Source organism: Roseovarius sp. PS-C2, assembly GCF_018862045.1.
In the GTDB taxonomy this organism is placed as follows: Bacteria; Pseudomonadota; Alphaproteobacteria; order Rhodobacterales; family Rhodobacteraceae; genus Roseovarius.
The window spans coordinates 1-23,620 of sequence record NZ_JAHKSQ010000005.1 but is presented as its reverse complement, the minus strand read 5'-3'; the positions used below and the strand labels follow the sequence as shown (position 1 = coordinate 23,620).

Annotated in this window: 22 protein-coding genes and 1 tRNA gene; 17 read left to right on the top strand and 6 right to left on the bottom strand. The window is 62.2% G+C overall.

The annotated features are described in order from the left end of the window. Window positions 1–8 precede the first annotated feature (8 nt). The 4 genes from KPG71_RS10385 (at window position 9) to KPG71_RS10370 (ending at window position 5,270) form a co-directional block, all read left to right on the top strand. Complete coding sequence (locus tag KPG71_RS10385) at window positions 9–1,112, top strand: ABC transporter ATP-binding protein (protein WP_216338019.1); 1,104 nt, start codon at window positions 9–11, stop codon at window positions 1,110–1,112. A 113-nt stretch (window positions 1,113–1,225) separates the two neighbouring features. Next, window positions 1,226–2,338 carry an extracellular solute-binding protein gene (locus tag KPG71_RS10380; RefSeq protein ID WP_216338018.1) on the top strand — a complete coding sequence of 371 codons (1,113 nt, stop codon included), beginning with the start codon at window positions 1,226–1,228 and terminating at the stop codon, window positions 2,336–2,338. An 83-nt stretch (window positions 2,339–2,421) separates the two neighbouring features. Then, window positions 2,422–4,089, top strand: a complete 1,668-nt coding sequence (locus tag KPG71_RS10375; RefSeq protein WP_216338017.1) for an ABC transporter permease — start codon at window positions 2,422–2,424, stop codon at window positions 4,087–4,089. A gap of 5 nt (window positions 4,090–4,094) precedes the next feature. Beyond that, a complete protein-coding gene (locus KPG71_RS10370) occupies window positions 4,095–5,270 on the top strand; it encodes an ABC transporter permease subunit (RefSeq protein WP_216338016.1) in 1,176 nt (391 codons plus the stop codon). A 245-nt stretch (window positions 5,271–5,515) separates the two neighbouring features. Here the strand turns inward: KPG71_RS10370 and KPG71_RS10365 are convergent, their stop codons facing one another. The 3 genes from KPG71_RS10365 to KPG71_RS10355 form a co-directional block, all read right to left on the bottom strand. Then, on the bottom strand, window positions 5,516–6,268 hold the full coding sequence (locus KPG71_RS10365) for an SDR family oxidoreductase (RefSeq protein ID WP_216338015.1): 753 nt from the start codon (window positions 6,266–6,268) through the stop codon (window positions 5,516–5,518). Window positions 6,269–6,315: 47 nt separating this feature from the next. Continuing rightward, the gene (locus KPG71_RS10360) at window positions 6,316–6,768 is read right to left on the bottom strand and encodes a cyclophilin-like fold protein (protein ID WP_253196200.1); all 453 of its coding nucleotides are present in this window, start codon (window positions 6,766–6,768) and stop codon (window positions 6,316–6,318) included. Between the two features lie 259 nt (window positions 6,769–7,027). Next, a complete protein-coding gene (locus KPG71_RS10355; protein ID WP_253196199.1) occupies window positions 7,028–8,119 on the bottom strand; it encodes an alpha/beta hydrolase in 1,092 nt (363 codons plus the stop codon). Window positions 8,120–8,353: 234 nt separating this feature from the next. On the opposite strand from KPG71_RS10355, the gene KPG71_RS10350 reads away from it, so the two are divergent. The 4 genes from KPG71_RS10350 to KPG71_RS10335 all read left to right on the top strand — a co-directional run bounded on the left by KPG71_RS10350 (window position 8,354) and on the right by KPG71_RS10335 (window position 11,253). Next, window positions 8,354–9,283, top strand: a complete 930-nt coding sequence (locus KPG71_RS10350) for a LysR family transcriptional regulator (RefSeq protein ID WP_367397340.1) — start codon at window positions 8,354–8,356, stop codon at window positions 9,281–9,283. A 104-nt stretch (window positions 9,284–9,387) separates the two neighbouring features. Beyond that, window positions 9,388–10,149, top strand: a complete 762-nt coding sequence (locus tag KPG71_RS10345) for a carboxymuconolactone decarboxylase family protein (protein ID WP_216338014.1) — start codon at window positions 9,388–9,390, stop codon at window positions 10,147–10,149. Between the two features lie 40 nt (window positions 10,150–10,189). Beyond that, window positions 10,190–10,828 carry an NADPH-dependent F420 reductase gene (locus tag KPG71_RS10340; protein ID WP_216338013.1) on the top strand — a complete coding sequence of 213 codons (639 nt, stop codon included), beginning with the start codon at window positions 10,190–10,192 and terminating at the stop codon, window positions 10,826–10,828. 29 nt (window positions 10,829–10,857) lie between these two features. Further along, the gene (locus KPG71_RS10335; RefSeq protein ID WP_216338012.1) at window positions 10,858–11,253 is read left to right on the top strand and encodes a cupin domain-containing protein; all 396 of its coding nucleotides are present in this window, start codon (window positions 10,858–10,860) and stop codon (window positions 11,251–11,253) included. 110 nt (window positions 11,254–11,363) lie between these two features. On the opposite strand, the gene KPG71_RS10330 is transcribed toward KPG71_RS10335, so the two are convergent. Next, the gene (locus KPG71_RS10330) at window positions 11,364–12,230 is read right to left on the bottom strand and encodes a branched-chain amino acid aminotransferase (RefSeq protein ID WP_216338011.1); all 867 of its coding nucleotides are present in this window, start codon (window positions 12,228–12,230) and stop codon (window positions 11,364–11,366) included. Between the two features lie 170 nt (window positions 12,231–12,400). Here KPG71_RS10330 and KPG71_RS10325 point away from each other — a divergent pair, with 170 nt between their 5' ends. From KPG71_RS10325 to leuC, 3 genes are all read left to right on the top strand, one after another. Next, window positions 12,401–12,898 carry a MarR family winged helix-turn-helix transcriptional regulator gene (locus tag KPG71_RS10325; RefSeq protein ID WP_216338010.1) on the top strand — a complete coding sequence of 166 codons (498 nt, stop codon included), beginning with the start codon at window positions 12,401–12,403 and terminating at the stop codon, window positions 12,896–12,898. Beyond that, entirely contained in the window at window positions 12,895–13,596 is a 702-nt protein-coding gene (locus tag KPG71_RS10320; protein ID WP_216338009.1) for a response regulator, read from the top strand. Before KPG71_RS10325 ends, KPG71_RS10320 begins: the two co-directional genes overlap by 4 nt. Window positions 13,597–13,819: 223 nt before the next feature. Beyond that, window positions 13,820–15,223 carry a 3-isopropylmalate dehydratase large subunit gene (gene leuC / locus KPG71_RS10315; RefSeq protein ID WP_216338008.1) on the top strand — a complete coding sequence of 468 codons (1,404 nt, stop codon included), beginning with the start codon at window positions 13,820–13,822 and terminating at the stop codon, window positions 15,221–15,223. On the opposite strand, the gene KPG71_RS10310 is transcribed toward leuC, so the two are convergent. Beyond that, complete coding sequence (locus KPG71_RS10310; protein ID WP_216338007.1) at window positions 15,216–15,941, bottom strand: isopropylmalate isomerase; 726 nt, start codon at window positions 15,939–15,941, stop codon at window positions 15,216–15,218. The genes leuC and KPG71_RS10310 overlap by 8 nt on opposite strands. An 11-nt stretch (window positions 15,942–15,952) precedes the next feature. Between KPG71_RS10310 and leuD the strand changes: the two genes are divergently transcribed. The 4 genes from leuD (at window position 15,953) to leuB (ending at window position 20,052) form a co-directional block, all read left to right on the top strand. Next, window positions 15,953–16,558 (top strand): 3-isopropylmalate dehydratase small subunit, encoded by a 606-nt coding sequence (leuD, locus tag KPG71_RS10305; protein ID WP_216338006.1) that lies wholly within the window; start codon window positions 15,953–15,955, stop codon window positions 16,556–16,558. A 344-nt stretch (window positions 16,559–16,902) separates the two neighbouring features. Next, the gene (locus tag KPG71_RS10300; RefSeq protein WP_216338005.1) at window positions 16,903–17,742 is read left to right on the top strand and encodes a hypothetical protein; all 840 of its coding nucleotides are present in this window, start codon (window positions 16,903–16,905) and stop codon (window positions 17,740–17,742) included. Window positions 17,743–17,759: 17 nt separating this feature from the next. After that, the gene (locus KPG71_RS10295) at window positions 17,760–18,821 is read left to right on the top strand and encodes an endonuclease/exonuclease/phosphatase family protein (RefSeq protein WP_216338004.1); all 1,062 of its coding nucleotides are present in this window, start codon (window positions 17,760–17,762) and stop codon (window positions 18,819–18,821) included. Between the two features lie 124 nt (window positions 18,822–18,945). Further along, window positions 18,946–20,052, top strand: coding sequence for a 3-isopropylmalate dehydrogenase (gene leuB / locus KPG71_RS10290; protein WP_216338003.1), 1,107 nt, complete (start codon window positions 18,946–18,948; stop codon window positions 20,050–20,052). Window positions 20,053–20,055: 3 nt separating this feature from the next. Here the strand turns inward: leuB and KPG71_RS10285 are convergent, their stop codons facing one another. Beyond that, entirely contained in the window at window positions 20,056–21,651 is a 1,596-nt protein-coding gene (locus KPG71_RS10285) for a Na/Pi cotransporter family protein (protein ID WP_216338002.1), read from the bottom strand. Between the two features lie 107 nt (window positions 21,652–21,758). Between KPG71_RS10285 and KPG71_RS10280 the strand changes: the two genes are divergently transcribed. Together KPG71_RS10280 and KPG71_RS10275 are read left to right on the top strand one after the other, a co-directional pair. Continuing rightward, window positions 21,759–21,835: transfer RNA gene (locus KPG71_RS10280), tRNA-Pro, on the top strand. Between the two features lie 477 nt (window positions 21,836–22,312). Continuing rightward, window positions 22,313–23,320, top strand: coding sequence for an LLM class flavin-dependent oxidoreductase (locus tag KPG71_RS10275; protein ID WP_216338001.1), 1,008 nt, complete (start codon window positions 22,313–22,315; stop codon window positions 23,318–23,320). The last annotated feature ends 300 nt before the right edge of the window (window positions 23,321–23,620 follow it).

The following is a 23,620-nucleotide window of genomic DNA, read 5'->3' as shown; positions in this document are numbered from 1 at the left end:
AGCCTAACTTGGCCGACACCACGACCGGCGATGCGTTCGTTGAATTCGAACGCGTACAGAAAAGCTATGACGGCGAAAATCTTGTCGTCAAAGACCTCAACCTTTCCATGCCCAAGGGCGAGTTTCTCACGATGCTCGGGCCGTCGGGTTCCGGCAAGACAACTTGCCTGATGATGCTGGCGGGGTTCGAAACCGCCACGCATGGCGAGATCAAGCTGGACGGACGCCCGATCAACAACATTCCGCCGCACAAGCGTGGGATCGGCATGGTGTTCCAGAACTACGCCTTGTTCCCGCACATGACCGTGGCTGAAAACCTGTCCTTCCCTCTGGAAGTGCGCAAGATCGGCAAGGCCGACCGCGAGGCCAAGGTGAAACGCGCGCTGGACATGGTTCAGATGGGCGATTTCGGCGGGCGGCGTCCGGCGCAGCTTTCAGGCGGTCAGCAGCAGCGGATCGCCCTGGCGCGCGCACTGGTGTTCGAGCCCGAGCTGGTCCTGATGGACGAACCCCTGGGCGCGCTCGACAAGCAGTTGCGCGAGCACATGCAGTTCGAGATCACCAATCTGGCGCATGAGCTGGGCATCACCACCGTCTACGTGACGCACGACCAGACCGAGGCGCTGACCATGTCGGATCGCGTGGCCGTGTTCGACGATGGCCGCATTCAGCAGCTTGCGCCGCCCGACGAGTTGTATGAAAGCCCTGAAAACAGCTTCGTTGCCCAGTTCATCGGCGAGAACAACACGCTTGAGGGGACAATCAAGGAAATCAGCGACGATATCTGCCTTGTCCAGTTGGATGATGGCGAGTTGATTGACGCCAAGCCGGTCAATGTGAGCAAGGTCGGGGATCGCACGACCATCTCGATCCGCCCCGAGCGTGTCGAGGTGGACACTGCCAAACTGGGCGAAAATGCCCACACCCTGAAGGCCGAGGTGATGGAATTCATCTATATGGGCGATGTGTTCCGCACCCGCCTGCGCGTGGCTGGCCGGGACGATTTCATCATCAAGACCCGCAATTCGGCGGATCAGCGGCGCCTGCAACCGGGCGAGCAGATTCAGATCGGATGGCTGCCGCGCGATTGCCGCGCACTGGACGCGGTCTAAGTCATGTGTATTCGCACCCTCGATAACGGGGTGCGGTCACCTTGAGGCTTCGACGTTCTTGCCCGTAACCCGAAGCCCTGAAACCAAAACGGGACGTTAGTTGGGAGTATGAAATGACCTTCAAGACAACTCTTCTGGCCTCGACCGCGCTGACCGTAGCCGCCGTGTCGGCTCAGGCGCAGGACATGGCCGATTCGATGACGCTCGTCTCTTGGGGCGGCGCGTATCAGAACAGCCAGCAAAAAGCCTATGTCGAGCCGTACCTGGCCGCGAATCCCGGCGTGACCGCCACATGGGACGAAAGCTCGGCCGAGGCCGTCGCCAAGATGCGTGCCATGAACGAAGCCGGCAACGTGACCTGGGATCTGGTCGATGTCGTGGCCTCGGACGCGATGCGCCTGTGCGACGAAGGCCTGGCAATGGAGCTGGACCATGACGAAATGCTGGCGCCTGCCCCCGATGGCACCGATGCCAGCGACGACTTTGGCGACCTGATCGTCAGCGACTGCTTCGTTCCGCAGATCGTCTATTCGACCACCTTCGGCTATCGCACCGACATGGTGCCCGATGGCGTCGAACCGCCGAGCAGCGTTTGCGACGTGTTCGATCTGGAGAAATATCCGGGCAAGCGTTCGTTGCAGAAGCGCCCGATCGACAACATGGAATGGGCTCTGTACTGCGACGGTGTGGCCAAGGACGAAATCTATGACGTTCTGGGCACCGACGAAGGCGTGAACCGCGCGCTGGCCAAGCTGGAAGGTATCAAGGATCAGGTCGTCTGGTGGACTGCCGGTGCGGAAACGCCGCAGTTGCTGGCCGATGGCGAAGTCTTCATGGGTTCGACCTACAACGGTCGTCTGTTCTCGGCCATCGCCGAGCAGGATCAGCCGATCGCGATGATGTGGGACATGCAGTCGTTCGACCTGGACGGTTGGGTCGTTCCCGCCGGTCTGCCCGAAGATCGTCTGGCCCGTGTGCTCGATTTCCTGAAGTTCGCGACCGACACGCAGCGTCTGGCGGATCAGGCCGCATACATCTCGTACGGTCCGGCGCGTCAGTCCTCGGCACCGCTGGTCGGCAAGCACGCCGAACTGGGCATCGACATGGGGCCACACATGCCGACCGATCCGGAAAACGCCAAGAACACTCACCTGTATGACTACGAATGGTGGGCGGACAACCGTGACGATCTGGATGCGAAATTCCAGGCGTGGCTGGCCCAGTAATCGGTCTGTCTGACTGAAAATACCCCGAGAGGGCCGTGCGCGGCCCTCTCGACCAAAACATAAAGAATTCCAACGGGGACAAGATGAGCGATACCACCGATTCCGGCCCGGTGCTGGCCGCTGACGGGACGCCACTCAAGCGCAGCCTGAACCGCGCGTTGCGAGCCCAGAAAATGAGGGCGCTGGCCCTGATCGCGCCCTTGCTGATCTTCGTTCTCGTGACGTTCATCGCGCCGATCGCGGACATGCTGTTCCGCTCGGTCGAGAACCAGATCGTTTCGAACACCCTGCCCAACGCGGTTGCAACGCTGAACGATTGGGACGGCACCGGCGATACGGTGCCCGGAGAAGAGACGTTCGAGGCGCTTTATTACGATATGTTCCTGGCTGCCGAGTCCAAGCGCCATACACGCCTGGGGTCGCGGCTGAACTATGAAGAGGCCGGGATTTCCTCGATGTTCCGGACATCGGGACGTAAGGTAGACGATGTCGGCAAGGATCAGATCGACGCCCTGGAGGATCTCGACAAATCCTGGAGCGACGAGGCTTTCTGGTTCGCATTGATGAGCGGCGCTGATGGTGCGGCCAAGGCCGACGGTATCATCGAGGCGCAACGCACGCGCCTGTCCAGGCTGAACGAAACCGGGTTTTCCGGCGAGGTGGGCTTTGCGCCGTCGCAAGAGATCGCCGACCTGCTGCCGCGCACGGTGCGGGCCTATAGCGCCTTTGCGGTTTTCACCGCCATTGCCGACGGAGACGTGGTTGCAGAAGAAGAGCCGTGGGAGGCCGTCAAGGTTGCGCTGATCGAGGATTTGCGCAGTGGCGCGGATCTGTCCGGCTATGACGGCCCCGGTGCCGAGGAACTGCGCGCAGCGCAGGACGGCATGGCCGATCAACCCGCCATTGATTACAAACAGGCCTTCCTCGACATGAACGAGGATTGGGGCGATCTGGACAACTGGAAAACCATCAAGATGTATGCCCCGCCCTTTACCGAGGGCTATTTCCTGAATGCCGTAGACATGCAGAAGACGCCCGAAGGCTTTCAGGCGCGTCCCGAATCCGAACAGATCTACATCAAGCTGTTCAAGCGGACTTTGTTCATGTCGCTCATGATCACCGGGTCTTGTATCCTGCTGGCATATCCGGTGGCATTCCTGCTGGCGAACCTGCCGATGCGCACGTCGAGCCTGTTGATGATTCTGGTGCTGTTGCCGTTCTGGACGTCGCTTCTGGTGCGCACATCCGCCTGGAAGGTGATGTTGCAGCAACAAGGTGTGATCAACGATACGCTGGTCTGGCTGGGGCTGGTGGACGACGCCAGCCGATTGGTGATGATCAACAACCAGTTCGGCACGATCGTGGCGATGACGCATATCCTGCTGCCGTTCATGATCCTGCCGATGTATTCGGTGATGTCGACCATTCCGCCCTACTATGTGCGCGCGGCGAAATCGCTTGGCGCGACGAACTGGACGGCGTTCTGGCGGGTCTATTTCCCGCAGTCTGTGCCCGGCATCGGGGCGGGGTCGATCCTCGTGTTCATCCTTGCCATCGGGTACTACATTACGCCCGAAATCGTGGGCGGCACCACCGGTACCTTCATCTCGAACCGGATCGCCTATCATATTTCGACCTCGCTCAACTGGGGGCTGGCGGCGGCGCTTGGCTCGATCCTGCTGGCGGCGGTGCTGATCCTCTATTGGGCCTATGACAAGATTGTCGGCATCGACAACGTGAAGCTGGGGTAAGACGGATGACACTCACTATCATCGAACCGAAACCTGTTTCCTTTGTCGCGCCTGTCGTGGCGCTTGCCGGAGCCTTCTGCGGGCTGCTGGTGGGAACGGCCCATGACAACCCCTTGCTGGGTGTGGCCATTGGCGCGGTACTGACTGCGGTGCTGGCCTTTGTGTGGCTGACGGTATTTCGTAACGAACGCTCTGCGCGCTGGCTCACGTTCCTAGGCTTTGGCGTGGCGGGGTTTGCCTATGCCGGTGTGCCCGGCGTTGTGATCGGCCTTGCCTTCGGGGCGTTCTTTGGCTGGTTCATCTTCTGGCTGGGTGAGGGTCGCTACCGCGCCAAACTGCCGCCCTACAGCACGGGAATGCAGGTGTTTCTGCATTTCCTGTTCCGGGTGCTTTGCGGGGCGATCTTTATCTTCCTGATCACGCCGATCCTTGTGGTGATGCCGCTGAGTTTCAACGCCGAGGATTTCTTTACCTTCACGCCCGAGATGCTGCGTTTTGATCCCGAGGGGTATTCGCTCAAGCATTACCGCGATTTCTTTACCAACAGCGACTGGCAGCAGGCGATGTGGAATTCGTTGGCGATTGCGCCGATGGCGACGATTTTATCGGTTGGTTTCGGGACGTTAGCGGCGATTGGCCTGAGTTCCGAACACGTGCCGTTCCGGCGGGCGATCATGGCGGTTCTGATCTCGCCGATGATCGTGCCGCTGATCATTTCGGCGGCGGGGATGTATTTCTTCTATTCGCGGCTGGGACTTCAGGGGACGTATTGGGGGGTCGTTCTGGCCCATGCGGCACTGGGAATTCCCTTTGTTATCATTACGGTAACGGCCACCCTGGTCGGCTTTGACCGCTCTTTGACCCGTGCGGCGGCGAATATGGGGGCGAACCCGGTAACCACGTTCTTCCGGGTGCAGATGCCGCTGATCCTGCCGGGGGTGATTTCGGGCGGGTTGTTCGCCTTCATCACGTCCTTCGACGAGGTGGTGGTGGTTCTGTTCGTCGGTTCGGCAGGGCAGAAAACCCTGCCTTGGCAGATGTTTATCGGCCTGCGCGAGCAAATCTCGCCGACCATTCTGGCGGTTGCGACGATCCTCGTGGTGATCTCGATTGCCCTGCTGACGACGGTCGAACTGCTGCGCCGCCGGTCCGAGCGATTGCGCGGCATGAGCCCCGGCTGACTCCAAACCGCGCCGCCCCAATCGGGCGGCGCGTTTCGTACAAAACGTACGAAATCGACCCGAGTTTTGTACGAAAGCCGTCATGGCATCCAGTGATGCCAAATCCGGGCAATTGCCGACCTGCGTATTGATCGGACGATGACACGCGTGGGGTGTTTCATGACGAACCAGCCGGGCGCGAATACTCACCCCCGGCTGGTTCTTTTCTCATGACGGGTCCGCAAGCGGATTGACCGCCCGTGTCGTTACCAGGGCTGATTGGCCGGGCCGACGGTGAATTCGTTAACCGTGGTGTCTGCGGGCAGGTCGAGCGCGAAGGCGACCACGTCGGCGATCCGGTCGGGCGAGATGCCGAACGTATCGTAAAGGCCCTGCATGCCCTCGGCGGTCTGCTGATCGGTGATCGTGCCCAGAAGTTCGGTGTTGATCGCCGCCGGATAGAGCGTTGCGGTGCGGATGTTCGTGCCTTCGGTGGCGGATTCCATGCGCAGCACTTCCATGAAGTTGCGCACAAACCATTTGGTGCCGCCATAGACCGCCGCGCCGGGATAGTTCTTGAGCCCCGCGACCGAGGACACGGCGAGGACATGGCCGGATTTCTGCGCGGTGAATGTCGGCATGACAGCCGCGACCCCGTTCAGCACGCCCTTGATGTTCACATCGACCATCCGGTTCCATTCGTCGGTCTTGAGCGCCGAAACCGGGCTGCTGGGCATCAGCCCGGCATTGAGGAAGATGGCGTCGACGCCGCCGAACCTGTCCTTGGCAAGTTTGACGATGGCCTCGTTTTCCGAGGGGTCGGTTACGTCCAGTTCCTGCCAGGCCGCCTTGCCGCCGGAGGCTTCGATCTCGTCAGCGATCTGCCTGAGCTTGTCCGCGCGGCGCGCGCCGAGAACGACATTGGCACCCTTCGCGGCAAGCAGCCTGGCACTCGCTTCGCCGATGCCGGAGGAGGCGCCGGTGATGATGACGGTCTTGCCGGTGATATTGTTTGTCATGATATTTTCCTTGGAGTTTGGTGCAGGCGCACCTGCTTGCTTTGAGTCTAGTCGGCCAGTTCGATGCGGACCGGAAAAGCACCATCCTGCATCAGTGCATCCATCTGCCCGTCGAATTCCCCGAGCCGGACAAGGCCGCGCGAGGACTGGAACGGCTTGTAGAAGATCGCGAGATTGCCCCAGGGGGCGTAATGGGTGATATCGCCCGCCTTCGGCGTGTAGCTGTCGGGCGCGGCGCTGATATCGAGCTTGCGCGGCAGGTCGGCGACCTTTTCGGTGGCGTGATAATCGCTCAGCGTCAGGTTGAGCGGCAGGAGCGAGGCAAAGTCGCGTGCGACTTGCGTGTCGTCCAGCGTCGCGGTCAGAGTTTCGTTTCCGACGATCACATGGATTTTCGTCATTGCGGATTCTCCTGTTTCGGAATGCGCCGGGGCAACGCCGGACAGAAGGCCCAATGCCGCCACGGCGGCCCTGATATGTGTCATGCCTCGGGGGGTCATCGTGATACCCCTTTCCCGTCCGGTTTCGGTTGCCTTGTTATTTAAACCTTCATGCGCGCGGGATAACCGGCTGAAGCTTTCTATCACTCATGAGTGTGGATCATGAATTACCCGCATCTTGTCCGGTATTCGCTCCTGTTCTCCCGGCCCGCAACGCTGACCCGTCAGGACCGATGTTGCCGGTGAGGCGAAGCGGGCGACGGCCTGCAAAGGCCGCCGCCCGATCCCCCGGCCTTGCCGGTTTCGGCGTTGTTACCGCTTAGACGAGGTGCTGATCGAAGAACGATTGCAGCTTGTCGAACGGAATGATGTCCACCTGGTCGTAAAGATCGACGTGATCCGCACCGTCGATGATCATCATCTCTTTGGGTTCCGCCGCCGCGGCATAGGCGTCTTCGGTGAAATAGCGCGAATGCGCCTCGGAGCCGGCGACAAGAAGCATCGGGCGCGGCGAAATCTCGTCGATATAGGTCAAAAGCGGCATGTTCATGAAAGAAAGCGGGTTGGTCACGGTCCAGCCGCCGTTGGAGTTCAGCGAGCGCTCATGATAGCCGCGGTCGGTCTTGTAATAACCGTGGTACATGCGGATCACCGGATCGTCGATCCCGTCCAGACTGTCGGGTAGACCGCCCGCCATCGCCGGTTGGCCGTTTTCGACATCGCTCCAGCGCTGGCGGCTCATCTGTTCCAGCGCATCGGCGCGTTGTTGGTCGGTCATCGCGTCGTAATAGCCTTTGGCCATCACGCGGGACATGTCATACATGCTTGTCGTTGCCACGGCTTTCACACGCTTGTCGGCGGCGACGGCGTTCAGGGCCATGCCGCCGAAACCGCAGATGCCGATGATCCCGATCCGTTCGCGATCCACGGCGTCGTGCAGACCGAGGAAGTCGATCGCCGCCATGAAATCCTCGGTGTTGATGTCGGGTGAGGCCACGTCGCGCACTTCCCCGCCGCTTTCCCCGACAAAGGACGGATCGAAGGCCAGCGTGACAAAGCCACGTTCGGCCATCGTCTGTGCATAGAGACCGGCGGCCTGTTCCTTGACCGCACCGAACGGCCCCGCGATTGCAAGGGCGGGCAACACCCCTGCGGGCCGGTCGGCGGGCATGTAGAGATCGCCCACGAGGGGAACGCCATACCGGTTGGTGAACGACACCTTCCGGTGATCGACGGCATCGCTTTGGGCAAAGGTCTTGTCCCAGGTATCGGTGACTTGTGCAAAAACGGGCGTTCCGGCGGCGGAAACGGCCCCGAGGGCGGCGGCGCTGATCCCCGCCATTTTGAGCAGATCGCGGCGGCACTGGTTCGGCATGTCGCCTGTGGCGGCGGGAACGGTGATATCGGCCATTTCTTGTTCTCCTGACAAAGTGAACTTCATGCACTGAAAATTGGGCCCTTGTTGCAGGTTTATTAGCCCCGTGATTTCGCAACCAGTCATGAGGCGGCTTCATGAATGGTGGGGATATTTACCGCACCGCCACGGTCGTGCGGAAGATTGCCCAATGCGCGGGATATCACGATGCGCGACTGCATAATGCGTGGACTGATGAGCCCTGCGCATATATCGTGAGGGAAACCAACCATGATCCTCGATTGGCAGGTCAGGGCTTCTCTCATGCTTCGCGAAAACATCAACGACCTGATCGCGCTGGCCACGGTGGCGGAAGAGCGCAGCTTTACCCGCGCCGCAGCGCGCCTCAATGTGTCGCAATCGGCGCTGAGCCATACGATCAAGGGTTTGGAAAAGCGGCTTGGCCTGCGGCTTCTGACCCGCACGACCCGGTCTGTTGCCCCGACACTCGAGGGCGAAGACCTGCTTGCCACGCTCGCACCCTGTTTCGAGAAGATCGAGGCGCGGCTCGAGGCGCTTAACGAATCGCGGGACCATCCGACCGGGACGGTGCGGATCGTCGCGACCGAATATGCCATCGAATCCCTGCTCTGGCCCAAGCTGTCGCCGGTTCTCAAGGCGTTTCCGGCGATCAATATCGAGCTCATGATCGACTACGGTTATACCGATCTGGCCAGTTCGCAATGCGATGCCGGGGTGCGGTATGGCGATCAGGTGAGCGACGGGATGATCTCGATGCGGATCGGCCCGGAAGAGCGCATGATCTGTGTCGGCGCACCTGAGTATTTCGACGCGCAGGGCATCCCGCAGGCACCGCAGGATCTGAGCGATCATCGCTGCATCAATCTGCGGCTGTCCAATCACGGGGCGCTTTATGCCTGGGAATTCGAGGATGATGCGGGCAATGAAATCCGCGTCAAGGTGCAGGGGCAGGCCCGTTTCAACACGATAAACCTTGTCCTGCGCGCGGCGCTCGACGGGCACGGGCTGGCGCTGGTTCCCGAGCGGCTGGCGGCGGATCATCTGGCCTCGGGTGCCTTGCGGACCTGTCTGGAAGATTACTCGCCCTATTTCCCCGGTTTCCACCTTTACTATCCCAGCCGGTTGCGCCCGTCTTCGGCGTTTCAGGTGGTGCTGGACGCTTTGCGCGAGCGGGGCTGAGCATTCATGAGGCGTAATCATGAGTGGCGTGATGCGATCGGCCATTAAGGCCGGGCCGGGAGGGGCCACATAGGTGAGGTAGCTGCAACACACAGGAGTTCCAGATGAAAACCCTTCTCGCCGCCTCGGCCCTTGCAATGACCGCCACCACCGCAACCGCACAAGACCTTTCCGGCACACTGCCCGAGGCCGTTGGCCGTGTGGCCCCGGCGTTGGAGTCCTATTCCAATGACGATCTGTTCGGGTCCGTCTGGCAGGGGCAGGAGCTTTCGGCCCGCGACCGGGCGCTTGTCACCTTCGTCGCGCTGACGACACGCCACGAAACCGGCAACCTGTCCGACCATGTGGCATTGGCGCTGGATGCCGGTGTGACACCCGCCGAGATTTCGGAAACCATCACTCATCTCGCTTTCTACACGGGCTGGGGCAATGCCACTGCGGCCACCCGTGCCGCCGCCCCCGTTTTTGAGGCGCGCGGCGTGACTGCCGAAGACCTGCCTGCCACCGATCCCGAATTGCTGCCGCTGGACGAAGAGGCCGAGGCCGCGCGGGAAGATTTCGTGCGCGGTAGTTTCGGCGATGTCAGCATGGGCGTCGTGGACAACACCCGTGAATTGCTGTTTCGCGATCTGTGGCTGCGTCCGGGGCTCGCGCCGCGCGACCGCAGCCTCGTGACCGTCGCGGCATTGATTGCCGCAGGCCAGCCCGAGCAGATGACCTTTCACCTCAACCGGGCGATGGACAACGGTCTGACACAGGAAGAGGCGGGTGCGGTGCTGTCGCATCTGGCGTTCTACACCGGGTGGCCCAAGGTGTTTTCGGCCCTGCCGGTGGCGAAACAGGTCTTTGAAGCCCGCGCCGAGTGATCTGCCCGCCGCGCGCCGCATGACGTGAAGGAGAACCGCGATGAAGATCGGCATATTGGGATCGGGCCTGATGGGGGCCAAGCTGGGCACGCTTTGGGCGCGTTGCGGGCATGAGGTGACCTTTGCCTATGCGCGCAGCCCGGCAAAGCTGGAGCGGCTGGCCCGTGATGCCGGGGCTGCCAGCGGATCGGTCGCGAATGCCGTGCGGGGTGCGGAGGCGGTATTGCTGGCGGTTCACTGGTCGCGGATCGGCGACGTGCTGGAGCAGGCGGGCGATCTTGCCGGGCAGGTTGTGCTGAATTGCTGCGTGCCGTTGGACGAGAGCAACACCGATCTGGTGGTGGGCACCACTACGTCGGGGGCCGAAGAACTGGCCCGGATGCGCCCCGACGCCCGCTGGGTGTCGTGCTTCAATACCAGCCCGTCGGAAAGCTTTGCGGGCGTTTTCGCCCGCAAAGAGCAGGCACCGCGCCCGCATCTTCTGATCTATGGGGACGATGCGGGGGCCAAGGATATCGCGAACGGGCTTATCCGCGACATCGGTTTCGAGCCGCTGGAGGCGGGCGGGCTACACACCGCGCGGTTCGTCGAGCCTTTTGCCATGGTCACGGCGGAACTGGCCTATGGTCAGCCCGGTGGCCCTGCGCTTATCTATCGTTTTGAAAAGCTGCGGGATTGAGCCCCGTGCCCAAATCAAGGAGTTGATCCATGAAAATCATTCGTTCAGGCACCACCCCCTCGGCCCCCGGCCCGGAGGCGTATTTCACCGGCACCGTGCGGGTTGATCCACTGTTCACCGCCGAGGAGCCGGGGCGCGCGGGCGGCGCGCATGTCACGTTCGAGCCCGGCGCGCGCACCGCGTGGCACACCCACCCGGCGGGCCAGACCCTGATCGTGACTTTCGGGCGTGGCCGGGTCCAACGGGAAGGCGGGCCGATCGAGGAAATCAGCCAGGGCGATGTCGTCTGGTTCCCCGCCGATGAAAAACACTGGCACGGCGCCTCGCCCGAAACCGCGATGAGCCATATCGCCATTCAGGAAAGCATCGACGGTAGCCCCGTCACCTGGATGGAGAAGGTTTCGGACGAGGAGTATCAGGGCTGAAGCGGGCGGGCCGGGCGGCAATGCCCGGCCTTCGCTTTGTCATGTGGTCATGGGGCAAGACCGAGGGCCTGGTCCCATGAAGCGTGTGTATTCCGCGCCGGGGAGGGGGCTTAGCTGCGAACCAGCTTTTCATACCCTTCGGCGATGTCGCGGGTGAGTTGGCCGACTTCGAACGTGTAGTCGCCGATCTGGCCCACGGGCGTGACTTCGGCGGCCGAGCCGGTCAGCCAGCATTGCTCGAACCCTTCCAGTTCCTCGGGCATGATGTGGCGGACATTCACCTTGATGCCGCGCTCTTCCAGCAGCTTGATCACGGTCTGGCGGGTCAGGCCGTTGAGGATCGCGTCGGGGTCGGGGGTGTGCACCTCGCCGTCCTTGACGAAGAACACGTTGGCGCCGGTCGCCTCGGCCACGTAGCCGCGGTAATCCATGAACAGCGCGTCCGAACAGCCTTTGGCCTCGGCGGCGTGTTTGGACATGGTGCAAATCATGTAAAGACCGGCGGCCTTGGCGGCGGTCGGGATGGTTTCGGGGCTGGGGCGTTTCCACTTGGCGATGTCCAGCTTGGCGCCTTTCATCTTGGCGTCGCCGTAATAGTTGCCCCATTCCCACGCGGCCACGGCCATGCGCACCGGGTTACGCGCCGAGGCGACGCCCATGTCTTCGCCCGCGCCACGGAAGGCGACGACGCGCACATAGGCGTTGTCCAGCCCGTTGGCCTCCAGAACGGCCTGTTTGGCGGCCTCGATCTGATCGACGCTGTAGGGGATCTGCATATCCATCAGCTCGCCCGATTTCAGCAGGCGTTCGGAGTGCTTGCGCGACAGGAATATCTTGCCGTCATAGCAGCGTTCGCCCTCGAACACGGAACTGGCGTAGTGCAACGCGTGCGTCAGGATATGTACGTTGGCCTCGCGCCAGTCGACCAGGGTGCCATCCATCCAGATCTTGCCGTCACGATCATCATAACCAGCCATCGCCTATCTCCTTTATTGTGGCGAGAGATTTCCATATATTGCGCGAGAAACGTCCATATCGGACATATAATTGCGTCAAAGCTGCGATTCGCTACCAGTTCATCCTTGGAATGTCAATAAAGCTGACGTAATGTGTTTCAAACGCTCACAGGATGCGACCGGAGGAGCCGATGCCTGAACCACAAGGTGGGGAAACCCTGCTGTTCCTGACGGATGAACAACTGAGGCAGGGAATCGAGGCGATGTTCTTTGCCTATCGGGGGTTTACCGCCGATCCCGACCGCATCCTCGCGACAATGGCCTATGGCCGTGCGCATCACCGGGCGCTTCACTTCATTTCGCGTATTCCCGGCACGACGGTGAACAACCTGCTGGCCATTCTGGGCGTGACCAAGCAATCGCTGAACCGCGTACTGCGCACCCTGATTGAGGACGGTCTGGTGGAAAGCCGCGTCGGTACCGCCGACAAGCGCGAACGCCACCTGTACCTGACGGATGCCGGTGACGTGCTGGAACAGAAGCTGAGCGATGCGCAACGCGCCCGGATGCGGGGCGCATATCGCACCGCGGGCCCCGAAGCGGTTGCCGGGTTCCGCAAGGTGCTGGAGGCGATGATGGACCCCGATATGCGCCGCCGCTATCACGCCATCAGGGACAAGGACGTATGAGCGATCCCATTCCTCATCTGCTGATCGTGGACGATGACGAGCGCATTCGCGGCCTGTTGCGCAAGTTCCTGGTGCGAAACGGATTTCTGGTGTCGGTCGCGCGGGATGCGGCACATGCCCGGCGTGTCCTGTCGGGGCTGGAATTCGACCTGATCGTGATGGATGTGATGATGCCGGGTGAAGACGGCGTTTCGCTGACCCGATCCTTGCGCGAAACGATGCAAACGCCGATCCTTTTGCTGACCGCGAGGGGCGAGACCGAAGAGCGCATTGCCGGGCTCGAAGCGGGGGCCGACGATTACCTGCCCAAACCGTTCGAACCCAAGGAGCTGCTGTTGCGGATCAACGCGATCCTGCGGCGGATGCCCGAACCGGCCGCGGCGCTGGCGGCGCCCAAGGTGCTGCATATGGGGCCGGTGCGGTTCGATATCGAACGCTCGGAATTGTTTGAGGGCGACGCCATGGTGCGCCTGACCGCGACCGAGGTACAGCTGATGCGGATATTCTCGGAGAACCTGCGCGAGCCGGTGAGCCGCACCAAGCTGGTCGAGGATCTGGGCCGCGACAGGGGACAGGCGCAGGAACGTGCGGTCGATGTGCAGATCACCCGGCTGCGCCGCAAGATCGAGGCCGATCCCAAGCAGCCCCGCTACCTGCAAACGGTGCGCGGCGAGGGGTATATGCTGGTGCCCGACTGAGCGGGCCGTTTTCGGGACGCATGCCTTGTGTGACCTATCCCCTTGATAGACTCGGGCATCGGCTGTATCTGACATGGCATGACACGGATTTTCGACATGGATGATCGCGCACGCCTGCCCTGGCGGTTTTACGGTGCGACCATGACGGTGCTGGCGCGCCTATGAGGCGCGACCAGACCTGTTGAGCTATTTGACCACATTCCGCCAAACGGGAGTTCCCCGCATGTCTGCCAAGACACTCTATGACAAAATCTGGGATGCACATGTCGTGCATGAAGCCGAGGATGGCACATCCCTTCTGTATATCGATCGTCACCTCGTGCACGAGGTGACGAGCCCGCAGGCCTTTGAAGGGCTGCGCATGGCTGGGCGTCAGGTGCGCAAGCCGGAAAACACGATTGCCGTGCCGGATCACAACGTGCCCACCACGCCCGACCGCGTGAACGGCATCCAGAACGAGGAAAGCCGCATCCAGGTCGAGGCGCTGGACAAGAACGCCAAGGATTTCGGCATCCACTATTACCCGGTGGACGATATTCGTCAGGGTATCGTGCATATCGTCGGCCCCGAGCAGGGCTGGACGCTGCCGGGCATGACCGTGGTTTGCGGTGACAGCCACACCGCCACGCATGGCGCGTTCGGCGCGCTGGCGCATGGCATCGGCACCTCGGAGGTCGAGCATGTGCTGGCCACCCAGACCCTGATCCAGACCAAGTCGAAGAACATGAAGGTCGAGATCACCGGCCAGTTGCGCCCCGGCGTGACCGCCAAGGACATCACCCTGTCGGTGATCGGCAAGACCGGCACGGCGGGTGGCACGGGTTATGTGATCGAATATTGCGGCGAGGCGATCCGCTCGCTGTCGATGGAAGGCCGGATGACCGTCTGCAACATGGCGATCGAAGGCGGCGCGCGCGCCGGTCTGATCGCCCCGGACGAAACCACGTTCGAATACATCAAGGGCCGCCCCCACGCCCCGAAAGGCGCACAGTGGGAAGCCGCGCTGACGTGGTGGAAGACGCTCTATTCCGATGACGACGCGCATTGGGACAAGGTGATCACCATCAAGGGCGAGGATATCGCGCCCGTCGTCACCTGGGGCACCAGCCCCGAAGACGTGCTGCCGATCACCGATACCGTTCCGAACCCCTCGGATTTCGAGGGCGGCAAGGTGGACGCGGCCAAGCGTGCGCTGGAATACATGGGCCTGACCGCCGGTCAGAAGCTGAGCGATATCGAGATCGACACGGTGTTCATCGGCTCCTGTACCAATGGCCGGATCGAGGATCTGCGCGCCGCCGCCGAAATCCTGAAAGGCAAGAAGATCAAGGACGGTCTGCGCGCCATGGTGGTGCCCGGTTCGGGCCTTGTGCGGGCACAGGCCGAGGAAGAGGGCCTTGCCGACATCTTCAAGGAGGCCGGGTTCGAATGGCGCCTTGCGGGGTGTTCGATGTGCCTTGCGATGAACCCCGATCAGTTGTCGCCCGGCGAACGCTGCGCTGCCACCAGCAACCGCAACTTCGAGGGTCGTCAGGGCCGTGGCGGGCGGACGCATCTGATGTCGCCGCAAATGGCCGCCGCCGCTGCGGTGACCGGCAAGCTGACGGACGTGCGGGACCTTATCTAGGTCTGGTGCGCCGGGAGCGGAGAAGATGATAAACGGCGTTGGCACATATAAGCGCGATACCGGACAGTTCGAGAATCCAGTTCAGCCGGAGACCGCTTATTTCGCGTTTGATCAGGGCATCCATGTGGTGAAACCCCACCGCCCTGACCATCACGAAGGCCAGCACCGCTGTCAGCCCGGCAAGGGCAAGCGCATTCCGCCAGAAGGCCTTGCGTATGACCCAGAGCAGGATCAGGCCCGCAAAGCAGGCGATGGCGATAAAGGACAGGATCGCCATGATCTGAAAGTTGCGCCTGTCGGCGTACCAGCCCTGAACCTTGGCCGTGCAGCGTGCGCTGGCGGTGGCGAGCGACTGGAGATCCAGTTGCTTGTTGATCGCCAGGAACGCCAGCAAAAGCACCAGGCAGGACCAGAAAAGTCTCTGGCCGGCAGGGTGCGGCGGCAGTTTGCGCCGAACGGAAAACGCCAGGGCGCAGGTCAGGACATAGGCGAAAACGGTCAGCCAGCCCATGAGGCTGGGGTCGCCGATACCGGCATGCCAACGGTTGAACGTGCAATCGGTAATCTGCCTCAGTTCGGGCCAGGTGATGAGCGCGCTTTCTTTCACGATTCCAAAGTCTATGTCAGCCGCGCCGTCCGTTCCACCGCAATCGCCGCCGGCCGTTCCCGGCCCGTGATCCCTGATTTCGATGAACAACCCCGGCTCTGACCGAGCCAAGGAGAACCAGAATGGAAAAATTTGAAAAACTCACCGGCATTGCCGCCCCGCTGCCCCTGATCAATGTCGATACCGACATGATCATTCCCAAGCAGTTCCTGAAAACGATCAAGCGTTCGGGGCTGGGGGTCAACCTGTTCGACGAGATGCGCTACGATGATGACGGCAACGAAATTCCCGATTTCGTGCTGAACAAACCGCAGTATCGCGAGGCTGAAATCCTTGTCGCGGGCGACAATTTCGGCTGTGGATCGTCGCGCGAGCATGCCCCTTGGGCGATCAAGGACTTCGGTATCCGCTGTGTCATCGCGCCCAGCTTTGCCGACATCTTCTTCAACAACTGCTTCAAGAACGGCATTCTGCCCATCGCCCTGCCGCAAGACCAGATCGACGTTCTGATGAAGGATGCCGAGAAGGGATCGAACGCGCGGATGACCGTCGATCTGGAAAACCAGACGATCACCACGTCGGATGGCGAGGTGTTCCCCTTCGAGGTGGACCAGTTCAAGAAGCATTGCCTGCTGGAAGGGTTGGACGATATCGGCCTGACCATGGAAAAGGCGCCCGCCATTGATGCTTTCGAGGCCAAGGCGGGCACGGAGCGCCCCTGGGTCTGATCTTGCGCCACCGTTGATCTGATGCGCCGCCGGAGCAATCCGGCGGTGCTTTCATTTTTGGATCGGGGAATATGCCTCTGGTTGTCGGGTTCGGGTAAACCGCAAAATGTAGTGGTGGGCCACAAGGCTGCCCAATTTCTGTACCGAAATTGATGCAATCCCGCACCACCCCATACATCAATTTGCCGAAAAACCCATGTCTTGTCCGGGTACAGCTTGAGCCGCGGAGCGAAAGTGGGCAAAAATTGGACAGAAATGAGGCATACCGCCACAATTGGCGGAATCAAGTTGGCACAACGGCGCGGCGAAGTACCGTGCCGGTCCAGTTTGAAGGGAAGCGGGCAGTGTTTTCACAAGTTACCAGTGCGTTGATACGCGCCATTCTGGTTGCGTTGCTGGTTGCAACGCCATCGTTGCTATTGCCGGATACGGGAACGGACACGGCGCAGCTTGTGGTGGTGCTGGCCATTCTTGCGTCGTTCATGACCTTCATCGAATATTACGGTCAGTATCCCAGCATCGTCGAATTCCGTTTCGCCCCGCCGTTCAACCGGATCAAGTTCTTCGGACTCGCCAGCACGGTTTTCCTGCTGACGATCATCCTGCGCGGCGCCCACGATCCTACGGGGTGGAGCCTGTTCCTGACGCAGCTGGGCGACGGGCTGGGCCGGGTGATCGACTTTCCGTATTCGCCGGTGCGCCTTGTGGTGCTGATGATGCCGCCCGATGCCGATGCGGCGCTGATCGCCTCGGTGCGCACGGCGGCGGGGCTGTCTTATACGATCTCCATCGTGATGATCTTTGTGTTCATCACGGCGGTGCGCATGTTCGGCTGGCCGTTGCGTAACGGTGCGTTCAATGTCTGGGTGAACCTGCCGCTGTTCGATCCGACGGGTGGCGGCGATGTTCTCTATCGTCTGAAACGGGATGCGGGCCTTAACATTGTGTTAGGGTCTTTGCTGCCATTCTTGATTCCGGCGGCGATCAAGGCGGCATCCGATCTGATCGACCCGATCTCGATCGCCAATCCGCAAACGCTGATCTGGACGATGACCGCATGGGCCTTTCTGCCTGCAAGTATGCTGATGCGCGGTGTCGCGATGTCTCGTATCGCCGAGATGATCGAAGACAAGCGCAAGCGCGCCTATGCGCGGGCCGAGGCCGAGGCGTTGCACAGCGCCTGATCCTGACGCTTTTCCTGATGATTGTCGCCGGGGGCGCCCCGGCGGACACCCTGCGCATCGCGACATTCAACACGGGTCTGGAACGTGACGGTCCCGGCCTGTTGCTGCGCGATATCCTGACAGACAAGGATCCGCAGGTGGCCGCCGTGGTGCAGGTGATTGCGCAGGTGACGCCGGATATCCTGTTGCTGCAGGGCGTCGATCATGATCACGACCTGCATGGGTTGCGGGCGCTGCGCGATGCCATTGCGCGGAGCGGGCCGCATTATCCGCATATCTTTGCCTTGCCACCCAACAGCGGCCAGCCCACGGGGCTGGACCTGAACGGTGACGGCCGGTTGGGCGGCGGGGCCGATGCGCAGGGCTATGGCGCGTTTTTCGGGCAAGGGGGCATGGCGATCCTGTCGCGCTATCCGATTGACCGGGCTGCAGTGCGCGATCTGTCGGGCCTGTTGTGGCGGGACGTGCCGGGGGCGCTGTTGCCCGTGACGGACGGCAAGCCGTTCCCGTCCGAAGAGGCGCAGGCGATACAGCGCCTGTCTTCGGTCGGGCATTGGATCGTGCCGGTGCAGGCGCCCGGCGGACGCATCGGCCTGATGGCCTTTCACGCCGCCCCGCATGTGTTCGACGGCCCCGAAGATCGCAATGGCCGCCGCAATCACGATGAAATCCGCCTGTGGCAGCATGTGCTGGACGGGGCGTTCGGCCCGGCCCCCAAGGCGCGGTTCGTCATTCTGGGCGGGGCGACGGTGGACCCGGTGGATGGAGGCGGGCGCAAGGGTGCGATCCGCGCCCTGCTGGCCGATCCGCGCGTGCGCGACCCGCGCCCGATGCGCCCCGGCCCGGAGCTGCCAGTGGCCGGAGCGAAAGGCGATCCGCGCCTGCACACGGTGGACTGGCCCGCGCCCGGCCCCGGCCCGCTGCGGGTGGATTACGTTTTGCCCTCGGCGGATTGGACGGTGCGCGCGGCGGCGGTGCATTGGCCCCCCAAGGGGGCACCGGGCCATGAGGCGGCCATGACGGCCAGCGCGCACCGGCTGGTCTGGGTCGATCTGGAAACCGACTCGCGCGAGCCATAGAGCTAGCTGTTCCAAACCCTTGATGCGGGGCGTGTACGCCTATAGCCCGCGCCGCCTTTCTTGACCATTGCGGGGCTTCGGGATAGGCGAAAGCAGACACCAGATAACGCAAAGGAAACGCCCCATGAGCACCCCCTCGCTTCTTATTCTGCCCGGTGACGGCATCGGCCCCGAAGTCATGGCCGAGGTGCGCAAGGTCATCGACTGGTACGGCGCCAAGCGCGACCTGTCCTTTGACGTCAGCGAGGATCTTGTCGGCGGTTCCGCCTATGACAAGCACGGCACGCCCCTGCATGACGATACGATGGCCAAGGCGCAGGAGGTGGACGCCGTTCTGCTGGGCGCGGTGGGTGGCCCGAAATACGACAACCTGGATTTCTCGGTGAAGCCCGAGCGCGGCCTGCTGCGCCTGCGCAAGGAAATGGACCTGTTCGCCAACCTGCGCCCGGCGCAATGTTTCGATGCGCTGGCCGATTTCTCGTCGCTGAAAAAGGATGTGGTTGCCGGGCTCGACATCATGATCGTGCGCGAGCTGACCAGCGGTATCTATTTCGGTGAACCGCGCGGTATCTTCGAGGAAGGTAACGAGCGCGTGGGCATCAACACCCAGCGTTATACCGAATCCGAAATCGACCGCGTCGCGCGCAGCGCCTTCGAACTGGCCCGCAAGCGGGGCAACAAGGTGTGCTCGATGGAAAAGGCCAACGTGATGGAATCGGGCATCCTGTGGCGCGAAGTGGTGCAGAAGGTCCATGACGAGGATTACCCCGACGTGGAACTGAGCCACATGTATGCCGACGCCGGTGCCATGCAGCTGTGCCGCTGGCCCAAGCAATTCGACGTGATCGTAACCGACAACCTGTTCGGCGACCTGCTGTCGGACGCCGCCGCGATGCTGACCGGCAGCCTTGGCATGCTGCCCTCGGCCAGCCTTGGCGCACCGATGGCCAACGGACGGCCCAAGGCCCTGTACGAGCCGGTACATGGCTCGGCCCCCGATATTGCCGGACAGGGCAAGGCCAACCCCATTGCCTGTATCCTCAGCTTTGCGATGGCGCTGCGCTACAGCTTCGATCAGGGCGACGAGGCGACGCGCCTCGAAAAGGCGGTCGAGCAGGTGCTGGCCGATGGCAAGCGCACCGCAGACCTGCTGGGCGAAGACGGCGTGCAGCCTGTGTCGACCTCGGAAATGGGCGATGCCATCGTCGCGGCGCTGGACGCCAGCCTCTGATCCTTACGACTGCGGGGCGGGCATATCTGTCCGCCCCAGTTTGTTCTGCACGGTCTGGTCGTATTCCCCGAGGCGCTGCACATTGTGCATGATTCGGTTCAGCCACCGCATCGCATCGGTGGTCTCGAAGGTTTCCTGCATCGAATAGATCCCCGCATGTTCCCCCAGCAGAAGCGCGCGCCGGTGCCGCCGCGTGCGCCTGTCGATCACGCCGGTCATGCGCGCCAGCCGCGCCCCAATGGCAGGCAGGGGCAGGCCCTTTTCGGGTGACAGGCAACACGCGAACCAGCGCACCGGGCGCAGGGTGACCGGCCTTGCCGTCAGGATCGGGATAAAGCTGCGCCGGCCGCTTTGCTCCAACAGGCGGGTCAGGTGATCGACCTGATGCATGAGCGCGGCATAGGCGGCGGCTTCGTCCGGCTTGTCGCGCGGCAGGACGATCCGCGCAAGGTAATCTTTCAGTTGATCCAGAACCGGCAGGACACGCGGTTCGAGCGCCGACAGCCTCCGCAAATCCCGGTTCGGGCCAAGCGCTGCGGAATAGGCGCTGAGCACGTCCCGCGCCGCCCAGTGAAGGACACTGTGCGCCGCCTGCATGGCCGCGCCTTCATCGCGCAGGAGGCGGTCGTCCAGTTCGGGCGGCGTGCTGACTGACGGCTCGGGCAACAGGCGCGCGACCAATCCGGCAAACCGATCCGTAAACGGCAGGAACACCGCCGTTCCCAGCAGGTTGAACGCGGTGTGGAACAGGACCAGCGCGGTATCCGCCCCGGTACGCATCGCGATATCCTGTAACGCACCCGCCGAAATCATCAGCAGCGGAAAGGCGATCAGCATGGTGCCGAAGTTGAACAGCAGGTTGGCCGCTGCCGTCTGCTGCATTGCCCGCGATCCGCCCAGCACGGCGAGAAGGGCGGTAAAGGTCGTGCCCAGATTCATCCCGATCACCGCGGCGGCGGCGTGCATCAGCGTCAGCGCGCCGCTGTCCAGCAGGACCAGCACCACTGCCACGGCGGCGGACGAGGATTGCATCGCGACCGTCATCGCCAGCCCCACGAAGGCCATGATCAGCAACCCGCCGATCCCGTCACCGGGCATCCGGTCGGGGTGCAACCAGCCCCCCGCGCCGCTCATGCTGTCTTGCATCATGTCCAGCCCGATGAACAAAAGGCTGAACCCCGCCGCGATCCGCCCAAGCCGCGCCATGCGCCCTTCGGTCAGCAAAAGCGCAAGGCTGGCCAAGAACAACAGCCCCATCGCCACCGTGCCCAGCCTGAGCTTGAACCCCACCAGCGACACGATCCAGCCGGTCACCGTGGTGCCGATATTCGCGCCGTAAATGACCCCGAGCGCGTGCGGAAAGCTGAGCAACCCCGCGCCCACGAACCCCACCGTCATGACCGTGGTCGCCGAGGAGGACTGGATAACCGCCGTGGTCAATGCACCGCTGGCGACTCCGCGCAAGGGCGTGGTGGTGAAGCGCGCCAGCAAACGGCGCAGCCCGGCGCCCGCGGCCTCGCGCAGGGCGTCCGTCATGATCTTCATCCCCAGAAGAAACAGCCCGATCCCTCCAAGGGCGGGCAATGCCTGTGCCAACATGCCGGTTACTCCGGATGACAGAATGCAAATCGCCACCGCGAAACACAAGAACCCCCGAATCCCCCTTGCAAAGCACCGCAACGATCTGTAATCGCCTGTTCCACGGTCGGAGTGTAGCTCAGCCTGGTAGAGCACTGTCTTCGGGAGGCAGGGGTCGGAGGTTCGAATCCTCTCACTCCGACCAATGAAATAAGGCGCCCTTGGGCGTCTTTTTTGTCTCCGGACAGTTGTCCTGGTTTCGTTGAACCTGAAAGCTATCCGAACTTCAGGGCACTGGCAGCCCTGCGAAGATGTTTCGGACTATACCGCGCGTAAGTAGAGGCGGTATGAACTGACGCGGTGGATGTCTTCATCCGTTGGCTTCGGATACCATGACGTGTGTTTTCGTAAGGTTTCTTTGACATTTCAGTCCTCGACAAGCGTCGCAGCCAGCAGCGTCCGCTCTGGCTGATTTCTCCATAGCGACGGCCTGATAGGGAACTGCAGGAGCGTTGCCGTTCTTTTCCCGACAGCCGCGTCAAAAAGGCGCGCGGCGCGCAGAGACAGACAACATCCAGAACCTCGGCGCACCCGGACCAACCAATGCCGGGCCACTGAAAAATCCGATACAGCCTTGGCGTGGCCGCACGTGGTGCCTAGCTGTGTTCCAACGGAGGCCTTAATGCAGCATTTTTCACTTCTCGATCTGTCCCCTGTTCCCGAGGGGAAAACCGCCGCCGATGCCCTGGCGGGAACCGTCGATCTTGCCCAAGCCGCCGAGCGGGCCGGGTATCATCGCTATTGGATGGCCGAGCATCACAACATGCCGGGGATTGCCAGCGCGGCCACCGCCGTGCTGATCGGCCATGTGGCGGGCGCAACCGAAACCATGCGGATCGGGGCCGGGGGCATCATGCTGCCCAACCACGCGCCGCTTGTCATTGCAGAGCAGTTCGGCACCCTTGCAACGCTGTATCCGGGGCGGATCGACCTGGGGCTGGGCCGCGCGCCCGGCACCGATATGGCCACGGCACGGGCGCTGCGCCGTCACATGGCGCCCGAAGACAGCTTTCCGCAGGACGTGCAGGAACTGATCGGCTATCTCGGCGACGACACCGGCACATCGCCCGTGCGCGCCATTCCCGGAACCGGCACCCATGTCCCGGTCTGGATTCTCGGGTCCAGCCTCTATGGCGCGCAACTGGCGGCGTATCTGGGCCTGCCCTATGCCTTTGCCTCGCATTTCGCCCCGGCGATGCTGGAGCAGGCGCTGGAGGTCTACCGCCGTAGCTTCCAGCCGTCGGCGCATCTGGAGAAACCCTATGTGATGATGGCCGCTGGGGTCTGTGCGGCGGATAGCGATGCCGAGGCGGAATTCCTGCGCTCCTCGCAACTGCTCGCCTTCGCACGGCTGAGAACGGGACGGCCCGGCAAACTGCCTTACCCGACCCATGACGTCGATGAGGACATTCCCGCGCCGGTCATGACCCAGGTGCGGCAGGCCCTGTCATGCTCTGCCACCGGATCGGCCGCGACCGTGAGGGAGCAACTCGGCACGCTGATCGACACGTTCCGGCCAGATGAATTGATGATCACGGGCATGATCCACGACCACAGCGCGCGGGTCCGCTCGTTCGGGATCGCCGCCGAGGTGTTGACCGACCTGCGTGATCGGGGTGTGGCCGCGTGACACCGGGACCGGTCCGTTTCTGCCGGTCACGCCTTTGGCAGAGAATGGCTGGATCGAGCGCATCGTGACCGACACCGCACCGGGAGGGACTGTCGGATGGGTCGGAGGCACGTCCTCAGACGCCGCAAACGGCGCTCCGGCGGTTTCGGATCGTTCGGGCAGACCCCCTAGGGTGTTGATTTCCGCTGAGAAGTGACCCGGTAGCTCACCAAATTTCCACTGAGAATTGACCCATGTGAACACGTTGCCCTGACGGATTCGGTCGGGGAGATATGGAGTGATCGACATGGGATTTTTGAG